Origin of the sequence: Rhodococcus sp. 66b (assembly GCF_002076325.1) — a bacterium.
Classification (GTDB): Bacteria; Actinomycetota; Actinomycetes; order Mycobacteriales; family Mycobacteriaceae; genus Rhodococcus_F; species Rhodococcus_F erythropolis.
Genome location: NZ_MUZB01000009.1, coordinates 225,649 through 244,628 on the forward strand (window position 1 = coordinate 225,649; position 18,980 = coordinate 244,628).

At 62.6% G+C, this 18,980-nt stretch carries 20 protein-coding genes; 10 read left to right on the forward strand and 10 right to left on the reverse strand.

Features of this window, described 5'->3' with window-relative positions:
* The first annotated feature begins 16 nt into the window (after window positions 1-16).
* Both B0E55_RS18750 and B0E55_RS18755 read left to right on the forward strand, forming a co-directional pair.
* Window positions 17-1,369, forward strand: coding sequence for an LLM class flavin-dependent oxidoreductase (locus B0E55_RS18750; protein ID WP_007726771.1), 1,353 nt, complete (start codon window positions 17-19; stop codon window positions 1,367-1,369).
* Window positions 1,370-1,413: 44 nt separating this feature from the next.
* Complete coding sequence (locus B0E55_RS18755) at window positions 1,414-2,541, forward strand: GTP-binding protein (RefSeq protein WP_080910191.1); 1,128 nt, start codon at window positions 1,414-1,416, stop codon at window positions 2,539-2,541.
* A gap of 11 nt (window positions 2,542-2,552) precedes the next feature.
* On the opposite strand, the gene B0E55_RS18760 is transcribed toward B0E55_RS18755, so the two are convergent.
* On the reverse strand, window positions 2,553-3,215 hold the full coding sequence (locus B0E55_RS18760) for a DedA family protein (RefSeq protein WP_019749448.1): 663 nt from the start codon (window positions 3,213-3,215) through the stop codon (window positions 2,553-2,555).
* 29 nt (window positions 3,216-3,244) lie between these two features.
* Entirely contained in the window at window positions 3,245-3,982 is a 738-nt protein-coding gene (locus B0E55_RS18765; protein ID WP_029254751.1) for a VTT domain-containing protein, read from the reverse strand.
* A gap of 180 nt (window positions 3,983-4,162) precedes the next feature.
* On the opposite strand from B0E55_RS18765, the gene fbaA reads away from it, so the two are divergent.
* Window positions 4,163-5,200, forward strand: a complete 1,038-nt coding sequence (gene fbaA / locus B0E55_RS18770; protein ID WP_021343256.1) for a class II fructose-bisphosphate aldolase — start codon at window positions 4,163-4,165, stop codon at window positions 5,198-5,200.
* Between the two features lie 79 nt (window positions 5,201-5,279).
* Here the strand turns inward: fbaA and B0E55_RS18775 are convergent, their stop codons facing one another.
* Entirely contained in the window at window positions 5,280-6,191 is a 912-nt protein-coding gene (locus B0E55_RS18775; protein WP_080910192.1) for an Rv0361 family membrane protein, read from the reverse strand.
* Window positions 6,192-6,316: 125 nt separating this feature from the next.
* On the opposite strand from B0E55_RS18775, the gene B0E55_RS18780 reads away from it, so the two are divergent.
* From B0E55_RS18780 to B0E55_RS18790, 3 genes are all read left to right on the forward strand, one after another.
* A complete protein-coding gene (locus B0E55_RS18780) occupies window positions 6,317-6,733 on the forward strand; it encodes a DUF3151 domain-containing protein (RefSeq protein WP_080910193.1) in 417 nt (138 codons plus the stop codon).
* A complete protein-coding gene (locus B0E55_RS18785) occupies window positions 6,720-7,865 on the forward strand; it encodes an FUSC family protein (RefSeq protein WP_019749453.1) in 1,146 nt (381 codons plus the stop codon). Before B0E55_RS18780 ends, B0E55_RS18785 begins: the two co-directional genes overlap by 14 nt.
* A 91-nt stretch (window positions 7,866-7,956) precedes the next feature.
* The gene (locus B0E55_RS18790) at window positions 7,957-8,886 is read left to right on the forward strand and encodes a cation diffusion facilitator family transporter (protein ID WP_019749454.1); all 930 of its coding nucleotides are present in this window, start codon (window positions 7,957-7,959) and stop codon (window positions 8,884-8,886) included.
* Here the strand turns inward: B0E55_RS18790 and B0E55_RS18795 are convergent.
* Complete coding sequence (locus tag B0E55_RS18795; RefSeq protein ID WP_029254754.1) at window positions 8,876-9,340, reverse strand: pyridoxamine 5'-phosphate oxidase family protein; 465 nt, start codon at window positions 9,338-9,340, stop codon at window positions 8,876-8,878. The genes B0E55_RS18790 and B0E55_RS18795 overlap by 11 nt on opposite strands.
* 64 nt (window positions 9,341-9,404) lie before the next feature.
* Between B0E55_RS18795 and B0E55_RS18800 the strand changes: the two genes are divergently transcribed.
* Window positions 9,405-10,355, forward strand: coding sequence for a helix-turn-helix transcriptional regulator (locus B0E55_RS18800; protein ID WP_021334683.1), 951 nt, complete (start codon window positions 9,405-9,407; stop codon window positions 10,353-10,355).
* On the opposite strand, the gene B0E55_RS18805 is transcribed toward B0E55_RS18800, so the two are convergent.
* Window positions 10,356-11,297 (reverse strand): DUF808 domain-containing protein, encoded by a 942-nt coding sequence (locus B0E55_RS18805; RefSeq protein WP_020968812.1) that lies wholly within the window; start codon window positions 11,295-11,297, stop codon window positions 10,356-10,358.
* A 240-nt stretch (window positions 11,298-11,537) separates the two neighbouring features.
* Here B0E55_RS18805 and B0E55_RS18810 point away from each other — a divergent pair, with 240 nt between their 5' ends.
* On the forward strand, window positions 11,538-12,194 hold the full coding sequence (locus B0E55_RS18810; RefSeq protein ID WP_003944335.1) for a class I SAM-dependent methyltransferase: 657 nt from the start codon (window positions 11,538-11,540) through the stop codon (window positions 12,192-12,194).
* Window positions 12,195-12,222: 28 nt separating this feature from the next.
* On the opposite strand, the gene B0E55_RS18815 is transcribed toward B0E55_RS18810, so the two are convergent.
* Together B0E55_RS18815 and B0E55_RS18820 are read right to left on the reverse strand one after the other, a co-directional pair.
* Window positions 12,223-13,392, reverse strand: coding sequence for a thiolase family protein (locus B0E55_RS18815; protein WP_080910194.1), 1,170 nt, complete (start codon window positions 13,390-13,392; stop codon window positions 12,223-12,225).
* A complete protein-coding gene (locus B0E55_RS18820; protein ID WP_080910195.1) occupies window positions 13,389-14,804 on the reverse strand; it encodes an MFS transporter in 1,416 nt (471 codons plus the stop codon). Before B0E55_RS18820 ends, B0E55_RS18815 begins: the two co-directional genes overlap by 4 nt.
* 58 nt (window positions 14,805-14,862) lie before the next feature.
* Between B0E55_RS18820 and B0E55_RS18825 the strand changes: the two genes are divergently transcribed.
* Together B0E55_RS18825 and B0E55_RS18830 are read left to right on the forward strand one after the other, a co-directional pair.
* The gene (locus tag B0E55_RS18825; protein WP_003944415.1) at window positions 14,863-15,360 is read left to right on the forward strand and encodes a winged helix-turn-helix transcriptional regulator; all 498 of its coding nucleotides are present in this window, start codon (window positions 14,863-14,865) and stop codon (window positions 15,358-15,360) included.
* Window positions 15,361-15,452: 92 nt separating this feature from the next.
* Window positions 15,453-16,691, forward strand: coding sequence for an HNH endonuclease signature motif containing protein (locus B0E55_RS18830; RefSeq protein WP_080910196.1), 1,239 nt, complete (start codon window positions 15,453-15,455; stop codon window positions 16,689-16,691).
* A gap of 97 nt (window positions 16,692-16,788) precedes the next feature.
* Here the strand turns inward: B0E55_RS18830 and B0E55_RS18835 are convergent, their stop codons facing one another.
* The 3 genes from B0E55_RS18835 to B0E55_RS18845 form a co-directional block, all read right to left on the reverse strand.
* Window positions 16,789-17,277 (reverse strand): GNAT family N-acetyltransferase, encoded by a 489-nt coding sequence (locus tag B0E55_RS18835; RefSeq protein ID WP_020968817.1) that lies wholly within the window; start codon window positions 17,275-17,277, stop codon window positions 16,789-16,791.
* Between the two features lie 70 nt (window positions 17,278-17,347).
* Window positions 17,348-18,118: a site-2 protease family protein gene (locus B0E55_RS18840; RefSeq protein ID WP_080910197.1), complete on the reverse strand. Its 771-nt coding sequence runs from the start codon at window positions 18,116-18,118 to the stop codon at window positions 17,348-17,350.
* Entirely contained in the window at window positions 18,115-18,789 is a 675-nt protein-coding gene (locus tag B0E55_RS18845; RefSeq protein ID WP_019749469.1) for a hypothetical protein, read from the reverse strand. The genes B0E55_RS18840 and B0E55_RS18845 overlap by 4 nt, the downstream gene beginning before the upstream one ends.
* Window positions 18,790-18,980 lie beyond the last annotated feature (191 nt).

Here is an 18,980-nt window from a genome sequence, read left to right on the forward strand (position 1 = left end):
TTGCCAGCATTCAGGCATGTCTGATTCTCCGCGCCAACTGAGCCTCAACGCGTTCATCCACCCCGCCGGTCATCACGAAGCGGCGTGGCGTCATCCGTGGACAACACCGGAACGTCTGTTCGACGTCACGTATTTCCAGGAGATCGCTCGCACTGCTGAGGCGGCGAAGTTCGACGGAATCTTCTTCGCCGACGGTCCCGCGTTGCGCAGCGACGTCGAGCACGGTCCCGCAGGAACGTTGGAGCCGATCACCTTGTTGACGGCCATTGCAGTGGCAACCGAGCGGATCGGATTGATCGCGACGGCGTCGACCACGTACTACGAGCCGTACAACCTGGCTCGGCTGTTCGCCTCGCTCGACCACATCTCGAACGGACGTGCTGGGTGGAACATCGTCACCACGGGTACGGATCTGGCTGCCGCCAACTTCGGGCTGGCCAAGCATCCGGACCACGGCGACCGGTATTCGCGTGCAAGGGAATTCGTCGACGCGGTGGTGCGGTTGTGGGACAGCTGGGAGGACGACGCGATCAGTCTGGACCGGGAGAACGGAATCTACGCGGACAGAAACAAGATTCACGAGATCAACTACGTCGGCCGGCATCTTCGGGTGCGGGGACCGTTCAACGCACCGCGAACGCCGCAGGGATACCCGGTGCTGGTGCAGGCCGGGGCGTCCAACGACGGTCGCGCGTTTGCCGGTCAGTATGCGGAGGCGATTTTCACAGCGCACCAGAGACTTTCCGATGCGCAGGCGTTCTACACCGACATCAAGTCGAGGGCTGCTCAGTTCGGGCGCAACCCCGATCATGTCAAGATTCTGCCCGGAATCAGCCCGTTCATCGGTGACACCGAGGAACAAGCCAAGGCGCTCGAGCGAGAATTTAACGAGTTGACCTCGCCGGAGTACGGGCTCGCGCAGCTCGGTGCACTCACCGGGACCGATGTTCGGAATCTGGAACTGGATGCACCGGTTCCTGTCGAATTGTTCGCGGCGGCAGGTGATGTCACCGACAACAAGCAAAGCAGATTGCAGGTGATCGCCGGCATAGTCGAGCGTGAGCGTCCGACGGTTCGGGGCCTGCTTCATCGTTTGGCGGGTGCGCGCGGACACCGGGTGTTCGCCGGAACCGCCGAGCAGGTGGCTGACACGATCGAGGAATGGTTCACCAGCGGTGCTGCTGACGGATTCAACGTCATGCCGCCGTACTACCCGGGTGGACTCGAAATCTTCACCGAGCGTGTGGTCCCGATCCTGCAGGATCGCGGTCTGTTCCGCACCGAATACACGGGTACGACGCTTCGTGATCATTTCGGGTTGCCGAGGCCCGAGAGCCAGTTCTCGGGTAGTGCGTCTGCAGTGCAGTAGGCCCGCCTCCCGTTGTCGATAATGACAATGGTTACCATTAAGGAATGAAGCAGCTACCGGTAACCGTGCTGTCCGGATTTCTGGGCGCAGGCAAGACCACACTCCTCAACCACATCCTCGCCAATCGAGACGGCCGTCGGGTCGCCATCATCGTCAACGACATGAGCGAGATCAACATCGACGCGGCGCTCGTCGCGGGCCAGGGCCACCTCGATCGCACGGAGGAGAAGTTGGTCGAGCTCACCAACGGATGCATCTGCTGCACGCTGCGTGAGGATCTGATCGACGCCGTCGGCGCGCTGGCCCGAGAGGGGCGATTCGATCAGTTGGTGATCGAATCCACCGGCATCTCCGAACCGATGCCGGTGGCGGCCACCTTCGACTGGGAATTCGAGGACGGCTTCAGCCTCGGCTCGCTCGCGAAGCTCGACACGATGGTGACCGTGGTGGACGCGTCGACCTTCCTCGGCGAGCTGGCAAAAGGCGAGCGACTGGACGAGCGCAACCTCGAAGCCGGGGAGGGGGACGGACGCAGCATCTCCGATCTCCTGGTTGATCAGGTGGAGTTCGCCGACGTCATCTTGCTGAACAAAACCGACTTGGTGAGTCCGCGGGCGGCGGGAACCGTCGAGGCGACGCTTCGAAGGCTCAACCCCACTGCTCAGCTGATTCGGACCGACCACGGAAAAGTCACCCTCGATCGCGTCCTCGAAACCGGTCTCTACAACCCGGAACTGGCTGCGCAAGTACCCGGTTGGGACGAGGAGCTGGCCGGCGGGCACACCCCGGAAACCGAGGAGTACGGAATACGCAGCGTCACGTATCGAGCCTCGCGCCCCTTTCATCCGGCGCGACTCGAGGCTGCGCTCGGTCAGTTCGCGGGACTCTTGCGAAGCAAAGGCTTCTGCTGGATCGCCAGTAGGCCCGAGTTCGCCGCTATCTGGTCGCAGGCAGGCCCCAACCTCGTCATCGAACCGGCGCAACTGTGGGCGTCGGCAGCGGAGGTGCCAGGGCAGGAGATCGTGTTCATCGGAGTGAAACTCGACCCGGCGACGCCGTCGCGAATCCTCGATCCGGCTCTGCTGACCGATGACGAACTACGCGAAGGACCGCGGGTCTGGATTCGCTACGACGACCCGCTTCCGGCGTGGGACCAGAGCCACCTGCACTGAGCAGACAGCTTCTAGTCGAGGACTTCTTCTACCTCGACGTCTTCGGCCGGTCGGGCCATTTCCTTGCGGTACTGCCAGATTCCCAAAGCGGTGCCGATGACCAAGCTGACCATCATCACGATCAGCACGGCGGGCAGCAACCACGGAACGCGATCGAGGAACGAGCCACCGTAGAAACCGAGCAGCAGGAGTACCGGTGCCCAGATGATCGCGCCGATGGTGCTCGCGATGGTGTAGCGCGTGTGGTTCATCTTGGCTGCGCCTGCGACCATCGGGCACAGGGTGCGAACCCACGGAACCCAGCGGGCGATCAGGACGGCCCAGAACCCGTGTCTCTCCAACAGGATGTTGACGCGGTGCAGATTCTTCTCGGTGAAGTACTTGCCGCCCTTACGGGCTTTGATGTGGTTGCCCGTCCGGTGGCCGATGACGTACCCGACCTGGTTGCCGGCAATGGCAGCGATCATCGCGCCCACCGACAGCGCCCACACGTGGCCTGCACCGGATTCGTGACCGGCAAGCACGATTCCGGCTGTGATCAGCAGCGAGTCACCAGGGAGAAACAACCCGAGGATGATCGCGCACTCGATGAAGACGAACGTGACGACGATAATCCAGACCAACAGGGGCCCGGCAGTCTCGAGTGGGGAGAAACTGCCGGATGCGAGCGTCATCGTGGTCAGTTCTTCGCCTCGTTCTGCAATCAGGGGGTGGGGTCTTCGGGGACTGTCACCGTCGAATTGTCCGTAGTGGAAGTATTCGCCGATTCACCACGTCTCGACGCCAGAATTCGCTTTCCGATTTCGAAGACGATCGGCAGAACCGACACCAGGACGATCAAGATGAAGATGTAGTCGACATTGTCGCGGATGAATTCGATCTGCCCCAGGAGGTAGCCGAGCAAAGTCACACCGGCACCCCACAGGATGCCGCCGACGATGTTGTAGGTCAGGAACAGTGAGTACTTCATCTTCGAGGCGCCCGCGACAACCGGTGCAAAAGTACGCACGATCGGCACGAACCTCGCCAGGATAATGGTGATCGGGCCGTGCTTTTCGAAGAAGGCATGCGACTCGTCGATGTACTTCTTCTTGAAGAACCGCGCGTCGTCCGTCTTGAACAGGGCAGTTCCGCCCTTGGCGCCGATGTAGAACCCGACTTGGTCACCCAGAATCGCGGCGATCGGAATCGTCACCAGGAGCACCCACAGCGGCGCGAACGGTTCGATCTCGGTGGACTTGGAAGCCGCGATCAGCCCTGCGGTGAAGAGCAGAGAATCGCCGGGCAAGAGCGGAAACAGCAGCCCTGATTCGATGAAGACCACCAGAAGCAGTCCCACCAGAACCCACGTTCCGAAGGAATTCAAGAGGTTCACGGGATCGAGGAAGCCGGGCAGCAAGGCCAGGTTCGTCACGGATTCAGTTGCTGCCTGCACATTCACGGGGGCCAGAGTACCGGCCGAATCTGAGTGTTTCCCACCACCGCAGGTCATCGCGTCAGTGGCGGCGGCCGAGACCGCAAAGAGACGTGACGAGTCGGACTTGCCATACTGCTAGGACCACACGAAGCGCTTTCACATCGCCGAGCGCTCCGAACGACACGTATATGGAGGACTCCCGCCGTGCCTATCGCAACTCCCGAGGTCTATGCCGAGATGCTTGGTCGGGCCAAGGAGCATTCCTTTGCCTTCCCCGCCATCAACTGTGTCGGCTCCGAATCCATCAACGCAGCCATCAAGGGCTTCGCGGACGCCGGCAGTGACGGCATCATCCAGTTCTCGACGGGCGGCGCCGAGTTCGGTTCCGGTTTGGGCGTCAAGGACATGGTCACCGGCGCTGTTGCGCTCGCCGAGTTCGCACACGTGATCGCGGCAAAGTACGACGTCACCATCGCGCTGCACACCGACCACTGCCCGAAGGACAAGCTGGACACCTACGTGCGTCCGCTGCTCGCGATCTCGCAGGAGCGCGTCGACGCCGGTCGTAACCCGCTGTTCCAGTCGCACATGTGGGACGGCTCGGCTATCCCGATCGACGAGAACCTGGCAATCGCCAAGGAACTGCTCGCCCTCTCCAAGGCTGCACGCATCATCCTCGAGGTCGAGATCGGTGTCGTCGGCGGCGAAGAAGACGGCGTCGAGGCCGAGATCAACGACAAGCTCTACACCTCGAGTGAAGACTTCGAGAAGACGGTCGATGCTCTGGGCATCGGCGAACAGGGCAAGTACCTGCTCGCAGCCACCTTCGGCAACGTCCACGGCGTCTACAAGCCGGGCAACGTCAAGCTCAAGCCCGAGGTTCTCGAAGAGGGCCAGAAGGTCGCCGCTGCCAAGCTCGGCCTGGCCGCAGGCTCGCAGCCCTTCGATTTCGTCTTCCACGGTGGATCGGGATCGCTGAAGTCCGAGATCGAGGATTCGCTGAACTTCGGCGTCGTCAAGATGAACGTCGACACCGACACCCAGTACGCGTTCTCCCGTCCGATCGCCGGACACTTCTTCTCCAACTACGACGGCGTCCTCAAGATCGACGGCGAGGTCGGAAACAAGAAGGCATACGACCCGCGCAGCTACCTCAAGAAGGCCGAAGCAGGCATGACGGCTCGCGTCGTCGAGGCGTGCAACGACCTGAAGTCGGCCGGACGCTCGGTGTCCGCAGGCTGATCGGCTTCACAACTCAGCTACACAGAACAAAATGCGCGCCGACGAATTTCTCGTCGGCGCGCATTTTCTGTTCAGGTGCTTACTTGCTGGGATCGCAGACTTTCCACGTGCCGTCCTGGCGCTCGAGGTCGAACGTGCGCCACGACTGTTCGCCGGTGCTCGGCAAACTTGCCTGGACCTGAGCGATCGCGGTGTCGTCGGTGATGCGCACCGCATCGACGGCTCCGACCTGCGGGATCGTCTTCTGAGCGACGGCATTGTCGTGGACCTGAGCGAACGCCGCGTCCGGAATAGTGCGGTAGTACTCGCCCAGCGCGCCACACGTCGACGTTCGTAGAGTCGCCAGATCACCGGTCTGAAGAGCATCGACGTACGTCGAGATGGCGGTCTGAACCTGGGCTTCAGGTGAGCTTTCGCCGCTACCGCTGTTGGACGAGACGAAGACTGCGATGCCGATTGCCGCGAGGACGGCGACGCCGGCCGCTGCTGCCGCGATGTACCAGCCCTTGCCGCTGCGCTTGGTTTTTTCCGGCGCGGCAGGCTCGATGCGAGTCGGCATCGGCTGGGCCGGCGGTGGGGTCGCTGCGACACCCACACGTTGAGGTGCGGCGCGCTGCTGCGGTTGAGGTGCGGAGCGCTGTGGCGGTTGAGGCGCGGCGCGCTGTGGCGGTGGCGGCGGGGTTGGAGCTTGCCGGGGTGGCGGTGTCGGCTGCGCGGCTTTCGGAATCGCGACGGTGGCGGGCTCCGGCTTGGGCTGGGGTGTCGGTGCTTCTGCTGGTGTTGCTGTGGGTGCCTGCGTTGCCTTGGGGATCGCGACGGTTGGCGCGCTGGCGGCTTTGGCGTCGCCGCCCGCCTTCGAGTTCTTGTCCGCCTTCGAGTTCTTGTCTGCCTTCTGGATCGCCACAGTCGCAGGTTCGGTCGGGGCCGACTTCTCGGGCGCACCGTTCGGGGCTGCGCTCTTTTTCGAGTTGTCGTCTTTCGAGTCCGGCACGGGTAACCCTTCGGTCTTATGCGGCAATGACCATGTCAGGGTAACGACCGGTATGTACCGGGCATAACTCCGACCGTCGGCGAGGCGGTCCTGTGGCAGAAAGGCGTAGCGGGCACAATGAGCGCATGACCCAATTCGGTGACCTGCTCGGACCCAAGCCCACTCTGCTTCCCGGCGACGACGAGGCGGAATCGGCACTGCTCAACCACGCTGACCCGGCCCAGGTCGCGGCCGACCATCCCACTGCCTCCATCGCGTGGGCCCACCTCGCCGAGGCTGCCCTGGACAAGGGCGAAACCATCACTGCCTACGCCTACGCGCGTACCGGCTACCACCGCGGACTCGACCAACTGCGTCGTAACGGTTGGAAGGGTTTCGGTCCTGTGCCCTACAGCCATGAACCGAACCGCGGATTCCTCCGTTGCGTCGCTGTCTTGGCCAAGGCCGCGAAGACGATCGGTGAGGCCGACGAGTACGCGCGTTGCCTAGATCTGCTCGAAGACTGCGATCCCAACGCCGCCGAAGCGCTTGGCCTCGGTTAGCAGTTTCCGTCCGAGCCGGGCCGGTATCAAGGACCGTGCTCGCAAATCGGTGCGTCGGCTTCAGACGTCGGCGCTACCGATCATTCAATGTGCCTTGGCGGCCGGATTGGCGTGGTGGGTTGCCACCACGGTGATCGGGCACCATGCGCCGTTCTTCGCGCCGATTGCCGCCGTGGTCTCGCTCGGTCTGTCGTTGGGCGCCCGACTACGACGTTCGTTCGAGTTGGTTGCGGGTGTCACGGTCGGTATCGGAATCGGTGACCTGATCATCTCCGGCATCGGGAGCGGACCCTGGCAGATCAGTTTGGTTGTCGTGCTGGCGATGTCCGTCGCGGTGCTACTGAACAGCGGGCCGATCTTCTCCATGCAGGCCGGAAACTCGGCCGTGCTGGTGGCGACGCTGATCCCACCGGGCGGCAGCGGCGGGCCCGATCGCATGATCGACGCCCTTGTCGGTGGTTTGGTGGGCATCGCGGTGGTCGCGATCATCCCCACGCACCCGGTACGACGCGCACGCAAGGACGCTGCATCGATCCTCGGAACAGCGTCAGAGGTACTGCAATTGGTGGCAGACGGCCTCGTCGCGAACGACCCGGACCCGATCGTGAAGGCGCTGCAGAAGGCGCGCGCAACTCAGGGTGCCATCGACGGATTGCGCAGCAACCTCCTCGGCGGGCGCGAGATCAGCCGAATCTCCCCGCTGTACTGGAACAGTCGACCGCGCCTCGAAAGGCTCATGGCGACAGCCGATCCCATCGACAACGCGATGCGCAACATTCGAGTGCTCGCGCGTCGTTCGTTGACGTTGGTCAGGGACGACGAGATCCTCGATCCTCGTCTGGTGGCTCAGGTCGAGCGCTTGTCGAAAGCCGTCGAAGTTCTCAAGGACATGATCCTGGCGGAGCCGGGGGAGCAGCCTGATCAGGCCGAGGCAGCGCGCGTCCTGCGCTCGGTGGCGAAGGAACTGAAACCGGCGATCGTCGAGAACGCAGGCCTGTCCTCGACGGTGGTGTTTGCCCAGATTCGATCGCTGGTCGTCGACCTCTTGCAGGTAGCAGGCATGAAGCGCATCTCGTCGATCGCCACTCTGCCGCCCACTGTGCCGCACCCGGCGTACGAGCCGGATCACTGACCTCTGCCTTTTCCCGCTCACTGAGCAACTCATTGTATGTATGCGAATGTATGCATATGCTCTGAGAAGGACTTGGGAGGGAACAGGACAAATGGGAGCAGGGCACGGCCATTCACACGGCCACTCGGCAGCAGATTCGGTCGGAGTAGGGCCGTCACCGCAACGCATCAAGAAAATGGCGATCGCGCTTGCGATCCTCGTTGCATTTCTCGTACTCGAAGCTACGGTCGGCATTCTGATCAACTCGCTGGCGCTGCTTGCCGACGCCGGCCACATGCTCACCGACGTGGTGGGCATGGCCATGGGATTGACGGCTTTGCTGCTCGCGAAGAAGGGCAGCACCACCGCGGCCAGGACCTTCGGTTGGCACCGCGCCGAAGTGCTGACCGCCATGGCCAACGCCGTGATGCTGCTGGCCGTCGCCGCCTGGGTCTTCTACGAGGCAATCGGCCGCATCGGTAACGAACCCGAGATCCCGGGCGGCGCCCTGATCATCACTGCGGCCGCCGGTCTGGCCGCGAACATCGTCGTGATGCTGATGCTGCGCGGCGATTCCAAGGACAGCCTCGCGGTGCGTGGCGCCTACCTCGAAGTGCTTGCAGACGCCGTCGGTAGCGTCGGAGTTCTGATCGCCGGTGGCCTTGTCCTGCTGTTCAACTGGACGTGGGCGGACGTCGTCGTCGGTGTTCTCATCTCGCTGTGGGTGGTGCCGCGTGCGATCAAACTGGCCGCAGCATCGCTGCGCATTCTGACGCAGGCGTCGCCGGCCGACGTCGACGTCGAAGCGGTCGAGGCCGACCTGGCGGCGCTGCCGAGCGTGATGGGTGTTCACGACCTACACGTCTGGACGCTCACCACCGGCATGGATGTCGCGACGGTCCACCTGACCAGTGACGCGAATTCGTCGAACGTTCTGGAATCCGCGCGCACCGTCCTCGAGAGTCACGGTCTTTCCCACGCCACCGTTCAGGTGGAATCGTGTGCCAACGGCGAGCATTGCGAGAAGAACGTCACTTGGTGAAGCGGGTGATCTCCTTGCCCGGCTTCCAGAGATCGACGTACATGTGCTCGTCGTCGACCGTCGTGTGCACCACCTCGTCGATGTCGAGGACAAAGAGGTGCAGGGGTTTCGGAACCTCGTAGGTGTAGCTTGCGAGCACGGCTTCGAACTCGTCGCCGGTCACCTCGCGTGCGATTCCGGCGATCTTCGCATCGCCGCCCTCCATGGTGTGCTCACCGGGATTGCTGTGTAGGGCGTAGCGCCCGTCACGGATGAGATCCTTCGCCTTGAGTGCGCCGAACATCGAACCGAGCACCAGACGCCCGTCGAGGATTTCGACTTCGGTGCCGCTCACGCGCGGTGAACCGTCCTTGCGCAGCGTTGCGAGGACGTGATGCTTGTGGGCTTTGAATCGTGCTTGGACCGCGTCGGCAAGAGCGGGTACTTCTTCGGAGAACTGCTTCCAAGTGACCATGACGGTCATTGTGCACCCCTATTCCTGACAACTTCTGTCAGTGATTCTCGGTAATGTTCGGTCCATGAGATCCGCGCGGTTGCTCCAACTCATGCTGCGTTTGCAGGGGAGTCGCGGCGTTATCGCCGATCAGTTGGCCGAAGAGTTCGGCGTTTCGGTGCGGACGATCTACCGCGACGTGGCCTCGTTGTCGGCTGCCGGCGTGCCGATCTGGACCGAGAGCGGCCCCGGTGGTGGCATCCGTCTGCTCGACGGTTGGCAGTCCAAGCTGTCCGGTATGACGGACGACGAGACGTCCGCACTCATGCTGTTGGGCGTGCCGTCCATCGCTGCAGATCTCGGGCGATCCGACGCCGTCGGTTCGGCGGGGGCCAAACTGCTCCGCTCCCTGCCCGGTCCCCTGCGCGAGAGTGCACGACTGTGGCAGGACCGAATCCTGGTAGACGTTCCGGGTTGGTTCGGCGGCGTCGACGACATCTCTGCGCTTCCGATCGTCACATCCGCTGTGCTGGACTCGCGCCGACTGCGCTTCGCCTATCGCGATCGCGAGCGGACGGTCGATCCGCTGGGTCTGGTCATCAAAGCCGGTGTTTGGTATCTGGTGGCGGGGATGAACGGTCGAACGCTGTCGTTTCGAGTCGGCCGCATCAAAAATGCCGTGGTAGAAGATGATTCGTTCACTCGGCCGGTGGATTTCGATCTGCCGTCGTGGTGGGCGGCGTCGATGGCCGAGTTCGACCGTTCGCTGCTTCGCTTCGAGTGTCGCGTGCGGTTGTCACCAGAGGGCAGGCGCCGGCTCCCCGATGTGGTGGGTGAGCTTGCCGCTGCCGTCGAAGTGGGGCCAGAGGACAACGACGGATGGGTGAGTGCCGAGCTGAAACTCGAGAGCGAAGCTGTCGCGCTCTCGCAGTTGATCGGTTTGGGAGCGGACGTCGAAGCGCTCGAGCCACGGTCGTTGCGTGAAGGACTGCGAGTTGTGGCGGAGCAGATGGTGCTCCGCCACAACTCGCAGTGACTAGGCCGTTGCAGAACGCTTTGCGAGCAGGCGGGTGATACCCAGTTGAGCTGCGACGATGATGGCGCCGACCACCAGACCCAGTGCCGCCGACGCAAGTGTGTTGACGATCCACGCCAGTACCCCGCCGACTCCGGCGATGTCACTGACTGCTTCTTCGCCGTGATGAACGGCGTCGTAGAGCGGGTGGAAGCCCAGTTCGTCGATGCCGACCAACAGGATGTGGCCACCGACCCACAGCATCGCGGCGGTACCCACCACCGAGAGCACTGACATCACGTGAGGCATGCCGCGAACGAGGCCTCGGCCGACCTTGTGGGTGAAGCCAGACGACGTCTCGGCGATCTTCAATCCGATGTCGTCCATCTTCACGATCAGTCCGACGACGCCGTAGACGACCACGGTGATGACGACCGCCACGACGGCAAGGATCACCAACCGGCTCCAGAAACCTTCGCCCGCGATGGTGTTGAGTGCGATCACCATGATCTCGGCCGACAGGATCAGGTCGGTGCGGACTGCGCCGGAAACCACTGCTTCTTCGTCGCGAGGATGCTCGTCGGCGGCCTCGTGGTGGTCACCGTGGCCGAAAATTGCACCCCAGATCTTGTGAACCGCTTCGTAGCTGAGGTAACAGCCGCCGACCATCAACAGTGGCGTCAGCAGCCAGGGGAGGAACTGACTCAGCAGCAGAGCGATCGGAAGAATGATCAGCAGCTTGTTGCGCAGCGATCCGATGGCGATGCGCTTGATGATGGGCAACTCGCGTTCGGCCGCGAGCCCACGGACGTACTGCGGCGTGACGGCTGCGTCGTCGATGACGACGCCTGCCGCTTTGGCGGTCGCCTTACCGGTTGCGGCGGCAACGTCGTCGATCGAGGCGGCAGCCATACGAGCCAGGGCTGCGACGTCGTCGAGCAGGGCGAAGAGTCCTCCGGCCATCACAGACCTCCAGTGGAATCAGTGGAAAAAGGTGGCCGGACCGATCCGGTGACGCAGTTACTTGATCGCACGAGGTCTCTATCCATGATGGTCGTTGGTGAGGTCAGGTCACCTGGAACGATACCGGGGTCATCCGTCAGGGACTGCGTCGCGCGGCCGGTCGCTCTTCGTCACGAAAGGTCTTCCCGACCCGGTGCTCGCGTGTAAGACTGCACAGAAGATCGATCGAAACGGGGCACTATGCGTGAACCAGACACTGCACAGGTCGCCAAGACTTTCGACGCAATGGCGGCGCACTACGACCGACAGATCGGGCGCTTCGAGCGCTTTGTGCTCGGTGACGCCCGGAAATGGGCTGTAGATCAGGCGCATGGGCGCGTGGTCGAAATTGCCGTGGGCACCGGGCTGAACCTGCCGCTCTACGGGGACGACGTCGACTACGTCATCGGCGTGGACATCTCGACTGCGATGCTCGATCAGGCCAGGGTCAAGGTCTCCGAGGGAGTGAAGACCGAAGTCGACCTACGACTCGGAGACGTGCAAGCACTCGATGTTCCTGACGAATGCGTGGACACATTGGTCTCCACCTACGCGTTCTGCACGATCCCCGATCCGGACCGAGTTGCCAGCGAAGCATTTCGAGTGCTGGTGCCTGGTGGTCGATTCGTGCTCGCTGAGCACGGGCCGAGCACCAACACGGTTGTACGGGCGCTGATGAAGGCCGTCGAACCGCTTTCTGTACGGTTCGGTGCCGATCACCTCACCCGCGAACCGGTCGGATACCTCGAAAACGCAGGCTTCCTGATCGACGAGGTGCAGCGCAGTGGACGGGGTGGAATCGTGTTCCGGGTCGTTGCGCGCAAGCCGGATCCCGAATGGACGGCACTCGGTCACTAGTGTCCGAGTGCCGTCCAGCGGTGATTGCTCAGCCCAAGCGCTCCAGGATGGTTGCGTTGGCCAGCCCACCTGCCTCACACATGGTCTGGAGTCCGTAGCGCGCGCCGCGCTGTTCCATAGCGTTGACCAGAGTGGTCATGATCCGGGTTCCGCTGCCGCCCAGCGGATGGCCGAGTGCGATGGCACCGCCGTGGACGTTCACCTTGGACAGATCGACGCCGGTGTCTGCTGCCCACGAGAGGACGACGGGAGCAAAGGCCTCGTTGACCTCGAACAGATCGATGTCCGAGATCGTCAAACCCGCACGGGCCAAGACCTTCTCGGTGGCCGGGATGACCGCCGTGAGCATGTACAGCGGATCGTCGCCGGCGACAGCGAAGCTGTGCAGTCGTGCCTTCGGTGTGAGGCCGAGTTTCGCGGCGATCTCACTGGTCGTGATCATCACCGCCGAACTGCCGTCCGAAAGCGGGCTGCTGTTGCCCGCGGTGATGGACCAGTCGATCTGTGGGAATCGCTGGGCGTAGTAGTCGGATTCGAAGGCGGTCCGTAGGCCGGCAAGGGTCTCGACCGTGGTGCCGGGGCGGATGGCCTCGTCGACCGACAGTTGCGGGAGCGTGGCGAGTTCCTTGGTGAAGTAACCACTCTCGGTTGCCAGCGCGGCTTTCCGATGACTTGACGCCGAGAACTCGTCGAGTTGGGTGCGGCTCAGTCCCCACTTGGCAGCGATCAATTCGGCGCTGATGCCCTGCGGTACCAGTCCGTCCGGATAGCGCTCTTCGAAACCTACACCGAGTGACTCGCGCCCGACGCTACTCGAGCCCATCGGCACTCGGCTCATCGACTCGACTCCGGCAGCAACAACGATGTCGTACGCACCGGCAATAACGCCCTGAGCAGCAAAATGAACTGCTTGTTGGCTACTTCCACACTGTCGGTCGACGGTGGTTCCCGGTACCGACTCAGGGTAGCCGGCGGCGAGAAGGGCAGTGCGAGTGACATTCTGGCTCTGTTCGCCGATTTGACTGACCGCGCCGCCGATGACGTCGTCGATCAGCGCGGCATCGATCCCGGTGCGCTCGACTACCGCTTTGAGGCTGTGGGCGAGGAGGTCGACGGCGTTGATGCCGTGCAGGGCGCCGTTCGCCTTTCCCTTGCCGATCGGAGTGCGAACGGCTTCGACGATAACTGCGTCTCTCATGACAAATTCCTTTCAGGGATGGCGGATTCAGCAGGGACAACTGGGGTGGGTGTGGTCGCAGGCGTCATTCCCAGCGATGCCAGGGCAGACACAAGCGCGACGGCAAAGATCACCCACCAGGCCTGGCGGAAGGTGTCGGGGTCGACGGAGGAGCCGAGAACCGCGATCAGAACACTCACGCCGAGAACGGTTCCGATCTGTCGGCTCATGCTGACGATAGCGCTACCGGTGGCCGATCTGGCAGGTGCAAGATCCGCCGTGGCCTGCGACAGAATGGTCGGCAGGGCAAGGCCGACACCGATTCCGGCGATGATCCAGCCCGGCAGGAGTCCGGTCGCGTAGTTGGGCGTCGAATCAACCGAGACGAGGACCAATACGGTTCCGACTGCCCACAGAAGGCTGCCGAGTGCGGCGACGCGTCCCGCCGAGTACTTGCGCGAAAGCGATCCACCGGCGATCGCGAACAGCGGAACCAGAAGCGGACCCGGCGAGACGGCGAAGCCGGTGCGCAATGCCGAGTATCCCCAAACTTCTTGCAGCCAGAGGATGTTCGAGAGCAGTCCGGCAGCAAATGCCGCGCTGAACAGGATGGCGGTGACGTTGGACCAGGCAAAGGAGCGGATCTTCAGAAGGTCAGGAGCAATCAACGGAGTGCGATGGCGAGAGTTGCTCCACCAGAACGAAAGTAGGGTCGCGACGGCGACGGCGAAGGCGATCAGAACGCGGTTGTCGGTCCATCCCCAATCAGGTCCCTGGACGAGTGCCAGCGCGAGAGAGCCGATTCCGACGGTGAGGAGGGCGGCGCCGACGAAGTCGATCCCGGCATCGGAGTCCTTGTGTGTTGTATCCGGGACGAGTCGGATTGCGAAGTAGAGCAATACGATCCCGACTGGAACATTGATCAGGAAGACCCAGCGCCACGACGCCTCGACGAGAATGCCGCCCACGACGGGGCCGAATGCCGCAGCGGCCGCGCCGGCTGCCGCCCAGATGCGTACGCCGGATTGACGTTTTGCAGCCGGGAGTGCACTGATCAGGAGGCCGAGGCTGGCCGGGGTGAGCGCTGCGGCGCCGACTGCCTGAACGATGCGGAATGCCACCAGTGCCCACAATGACGGACTGAAAGCGCAGGCGGCGCTGGCGAGGGTGAACAGTGCGAGGCCGGCGATGAAGGCGCGCTTGTGCCCGATCCGGTCCGCCCAGCGTCCGAGGGGGATCAACAGCGCGGCGTAGACGATCGCGTAGCTGTTGAGGATCCAACTGAACTCGCCGAGTGAGTGGCCCGGGTAGCTCTTGGCGATGTCGCCGAAGGCCACGTTGACCACAAAAAGATCGAGGCTGGCGACAAACGGTGCTCCCGACAGAATTGCGAGGAGCGGCCCAGTCCGCACCGGCTGGCTATGAAGTTCCATAGTCAGCAATGTAGACTCTGGCTATGGTTATGGCAAGCCAGGGGGTATGGTGAATTGCATGGACGCTGTACGACTGACCGGAGTGCTCGAAGATCGCGACGCCTGGCGGGCCACACACTGTTCGATCGGGCGGGCGATGGAAGTGGTCGGCACCCGGTCCGCGATGCTCATTCTGCGAGAGGCCTATTACGGCACAACGCGTTTCGACGACTTCGCGTCGCGAGTCGGCATCACCGAGGCGGTTGCGTCGGCGAGGCTGAAAGAACTCACTGAGGCGGGACTGTTCGAGCGTGTGCCGTACAAGGAGCCTGGAAAGCGGACGCGGCACGAGTACGTGCTCACCGAGAAGGGCCGTGACCTGCTGCCGGCGGTTCTTGCGCTGATGCAGTGGGGAGACAAGTATCTGCACGGCGGAAAAGGCGGACCGTTGGAGGTGGCTGACGACGCCACTGGCGAGCGTGTTCGCGTCGAGGTGCGCAGTGAGTCGGGTCGTGAAGTGCCTTTGGGGGAGTTGCGAGTCTCTGTCAACGAATCGCGTCGGCGGTTGCGCGAATAGCAATGCATCTCAACAGCTCTCGAGTGTAGGTCTTCTCGAAGTTGTCCGTTATGTCCCTGGTTATCGAAAGTATGTTCGATTAAACTTTGAGCATGGGCAGTCGGGAAGCATGGCAGCTGGATGGCGAGGGCCTCAAGAGTGAGGTTCTCGATCTGGTGCGCGCCCGGCACGAGTTGCAGTCGCGGATGGTGTTGCTGATCGTGGAGATGTTTTCCCGTGAGGTTCTCGGCGGGAAGGGTTTTCGGGCGATCGCGCAGTGGTTGCACGGTTCGACGAATCTGGAGATCGGTGAGTGCAGTCTGCTGGTCGGGTTGGCGCGGTTGTTGATGCTCGAACCCGTTGTGGGCGATGCGTTTCATCGGGGTGATGTTGATGCGTTGAAAGCCCGGCAGGTGGCGTCGTTTCGTCAGCATCCACCGAAGAACATGACCCTGGCGGATGTGGACAAGGCCCGCGGGATTCTGCTTCGGTTGGCGTCGAAGAACATCGCGGATTGTGATGCGGTGCGGGCGGCGATTCGGCGGATCGAGAAGCAGTACGGCAAGCGTGAGGACGGCGTCCCGGTCGGCGAGGATTCGGAGCGCAACGAGTTCTACGCCTCGAAAGGCTTGTACGGCAGAGTGACTGTGAAGGGTGATCTGGATGCGATCAACGGGGCCCGTCTGATCACGTTGCTGTCGAGCCTGTCCGCTCCGACACCGGAGAAAGACGGCCTGAAGGACACGCGTACTCCGGCATTGCGGCGCGCGGACGGGTTTTGCGAACTACTGCGCCGGTACGAGCGGGCGGGGTTGGGCCCGGTCGAAGGCGGAGTGAAACCACACATCACGGTCACCGCATCGGCGAAAGACATGACGGACCTCCAAGCGTTGAAAGACCTCCTGCCGTCGACGGAGGAACTCGGGTTCGCATGGACGGATTGGGTAGGTCCGATCAGTATCGATACTGCCCGGATGCTGGCGTGCGACTGCACCGTGACGCGGATCCTCCTGGATGAGAATGGTGTTCCGCTCGAGTGCGGTAAGGAAGCGAGAACAGCGACTGTTCCGCAGCGGCGGGCGTTGGCAGTTCGTGATGGCGGGTGTGCGTTTCCGGGGTGTGGCACGCCGTCGGGGTGGTGTGATGCTCATCATATTGTTCACTGGAACGATGGTGGCCCAACAGATCTCGACAATCTGATCTTGTTGTGCGGTCATCACCACCGGACGATGCACCACACCGAATGGCGGGTCGAGATCGGCGCCGACCGAAAAACAGTGTTCTATCCACCGATGTCGATCGATCCGTATCAACAGCCGATCGGCGGGAACAGCCCACCGACAGCAGCCTGAAGTGAAACAACTCGAGACGCGAGCACCGGGGCACAACCATGCCCCGGCGCTCGAGCCCGCGTTTGGGAGTCTGGGTGGTTGGCTGGGTGGCTGTGTGTCAGCTCAGCGACTTCTTGAACCCGATGTGGGAGGCGACAAATCCGAGTCGCTCGTAGAAGTCGTGAGCTTCCTTGCGAGTTTGATCCGAGGTGAGCTGCGCCAGGAACGCGCCGCGCCGGGCACCTTCTTCGCAGGCCCAACGGATCATCGAACTGCCGATGCCCTTGCTCCGGTAATCCTCGTGGACGCGAACAGCTTCGATCTGCAGTCGTGTCGCCCCCATTCGGCTCATACCCGGAATGAAGGTCAATTGCATGGTGCCGATTACCGCGTCACCGACCAGAACGGTGACGAGGAGTTGCGCCGGATCCTCGTCGATTCGCTTGAATGCGTCCTCGTAGATCGTTCGGGCCTCGGGGTTGGTCGTCTCCCGGGTGCTCCCGATCGGGTCGTCGGCGAGCAAGTCGATCAGTGCTTCCACGTGTCGAATCTCGGCCCGCGTGAGGGTGTACTCCACTCCGCCGGACTGAAATGACGTCGCAATCATCGATGCTCTCCTGAAGAAGAATGAATGTCTGAAATGTCAGACTCTCACGAGTCTCCTCCAGTGCACTCGATCACGTCCAAAAACGCATGAGGGCGTTACCGAGCATGGCGTAGTAGTCGGACACACCGCTCAGTTCGAAGATCCAGTAGATCGCGTCGAAGAAGACGACATTGATCTGCGGGACGAACAGGAGCGCAACCAGCAGGAGCAGTCCGTACGGCTTGAACTGGTCGAGTTGGTGCCGTGCGTTGGGTGCGAGGTAGGGCTCCAGTGCGTTGTAACCGTCCAGACCGGGGACTGGGAGCAGGTTCAAAACTGTTGCCATGACCTGCAAGAAGGCCAGGAAACTGAGGCCGGCCCAGAACGTCAGATGCTCGGCCGACGAGCCGTACGTACGTATGACGACGAGGAGAATTACCGCGGCGACGGCGTTCGTGAACGGACCGGCGAGCGATATTCGCGCCTGCACCTTGGGCGGGAACATCCCGGTGCGCAGGTACACGGCGCCGCCGGGAAGCCCGATGCCGCCCAAGGCGATGAACAGCACCGGCAGACCGATCGAGAGCATCGGATGGCTGTACTTGAGCGGGTTGAGCGTCAGATAACCACGAGCCTCGACGTCGGTGTCTCCGTGACGCCACGCCAGATATGCATGGGCGAACTCGTGCAAGCACAGCGTGACCACCCAGCCGGCGACCACGAGGACAAAAACACCCGCCCGGCCCGCGATGGAACCCCACGTCGAGTTCCAGGCGACAACACCGGCGATGACGGTGATCGCAACGACGCCGAGGAAGACAGGGCTCGGCCGAACCGCCGACCGTGCTGCTCCGGTTCTCACCTGACCAACAACCAAGTCTTGTCGTGCCGGTAGAAGGTCGAACGCTTGAGATCGCGTGGGTTGGCCACCCCGTCGCGAACCAGACGCGCTGCCGGCGAGCCCAGCTGAATGGCTCGGCCTTCCAGCCAGCGTCGCCCGCTCCAGCGACTCTTGCGGTCGACCGATGCCTTGATCCCGGGGAGCTTGGGGCTCGGCACAATCCGGATACCGGGGACTGTGCCGGAGAACAGCTTGTTGTCGTCGACGTACGCCTCGCCGATCAATTCGGCGGCATCGGCCGGACCCGTGACAGTTGCCGCACCGACCAGCGCGATTCCGGCGTCGTCGCGAATGAGCGGCACGGTGTGGACTGTGCCCTTCAACGCCGTGCGCGCAGCCCGGGCACCCGTTGCGAGTTTGTACGCGTCGGTTGCGTCGGACCTGTTCTCGGTGACGTAGGCGAGTTCGACGTTGAGTCGCTCCAGTCGCATCAACCGTGTCAATGCCGCGGCAAACGCGCCGTCGTTACCCACGACGATCAAGCGAGGCTCCGTGACGACCTGCAGTTGGGACAGGGCCTCGTCGAAGTCCTGCTTCTCCGGAAGTTCAGGGACAGTGAACGACGTGAGTTCACCCAGGGGGAGTGGAACCGGCGAATCGCCACATTTGAGCACCACAGGGGTCAAAGCCACTCCTAGCTCGATCAAGACTTCTTCTCGGGTAGTGGGACCTCGCCACCCTTCCCCGAAATGGCCGTCCGAATCACTGCCGACGATCTTAGTGCGAGTCTCTGTGTCGACTCGCAATCGTGATGGTCACCGGCCAAATTCTGGACCGTCAGGTCTGGTCTGGTGCTCTGGGCTAGACTGCTCCTTCGGTCACT

Excerpts from the sequence above, each read along its gene's own strand:
- B0E55_RS18760 (WP_019749448.1), bottom strand. The coding sequence starts at position 3,215 with ATGACGCTCGCATCCGGCAGTTTCTCCCCACTCGAGACTGCCGGGCCC.
- B0E55_RS18780 (WP_080910193.1), top strand. The coding sequence starts at position 6,317 with ATGACCCAATTCGGTGACCTGCTCGGACCCAAGCCCACTCTGCTTCCC.
- B0E55_RS18750 (WP_007726771.1), top strand. The coding sequence starts at position 17 with ATGTCTGATTCTCCGCGCCAACTGAGCCTCAACGCGTTCATCCACCCC.
- B0E55_RS18790 (WP_019749454.1), top strand. The coding sequence starts at position 7,957 with ATGGGAGCAGGGCACGGCCATTCACACGGCCACTCGGCAGCAGATTCG.
- B0E55_RS18815 (WP_080910194.1), bottom strand. The coding sequence starts at position 13,392 with ATGAGAGACGCAGTTATCGTCGAAGCCGTTCGCACTCCGATCGGCAAG.
- B0E55_RS18805 (WP_020968812.1), bottom strand. The coding sequence starts at position 11,297 with ATGGCCGGAGGACTCTTCGCCCTGCTCGACGACGTCGCAGCCCTGGCT.
- B0E55_RS18830 (WP_080910196.1), top strand. The coding sequence starts at position 15,453 with ATGGGCAGTCGGGAAGCATGGCAGCTGGATGGCGAGGGCCTCAAGAGT.
- B0E55_RS18810 (WP_003944335.1), top strand. The coding sequence starts at position 11,538 with ATGCGTGAACCAGACACTGCACAGGTCGCCAAGACTTTCGACGCAATG.
- B0E55_RS18795 (WP_029254754.1), bottom strand. The coding sequence starts at position 9,340 with ATGGTCACTTGGAAGCAGTTCTCCGAAGAAGTACCCGCTCTTGCCGAC.
- B0E55_RS18820 (WP_080910195.1), bottom strand. The coding sequence starts at position 14,804 with ATGGAACTTCATAGCCAGCCGGTGCGGACTGGGCCGCTCCTCGCAATT.
- B0E55_RS18800 (WP_021334683.1), top strand. The coding sequence starts at position 9,405 with ATGAGATCCGCGCGGTTGCTCCAACTCATGCTGCGTTTGCAGGGGAGT.
- B0E55_RS18825 (WP_003944415.1), top strand. The coding sequence starts at position 14,863 with ATGGACGCTGTACGACTGACCGGAGTGCTCGAAGATCGCGACGCCTGG.
- B0E55_RS18755 (WP_080910191.1), top strand. The coding sequence starts at position 1,414 with ATGAAGCAGCTACCGGTAACCGTGCTGTCCGGATTTCTGGGCGCAGGC.
- B0E55_RS18835 (WP_020968817.1), bottom strand. The coding sequence starts at position 17,277 with ATGATTGCGACGTCATTTCAGTCCGGCGGAGTGGAGTACACCCTCACG.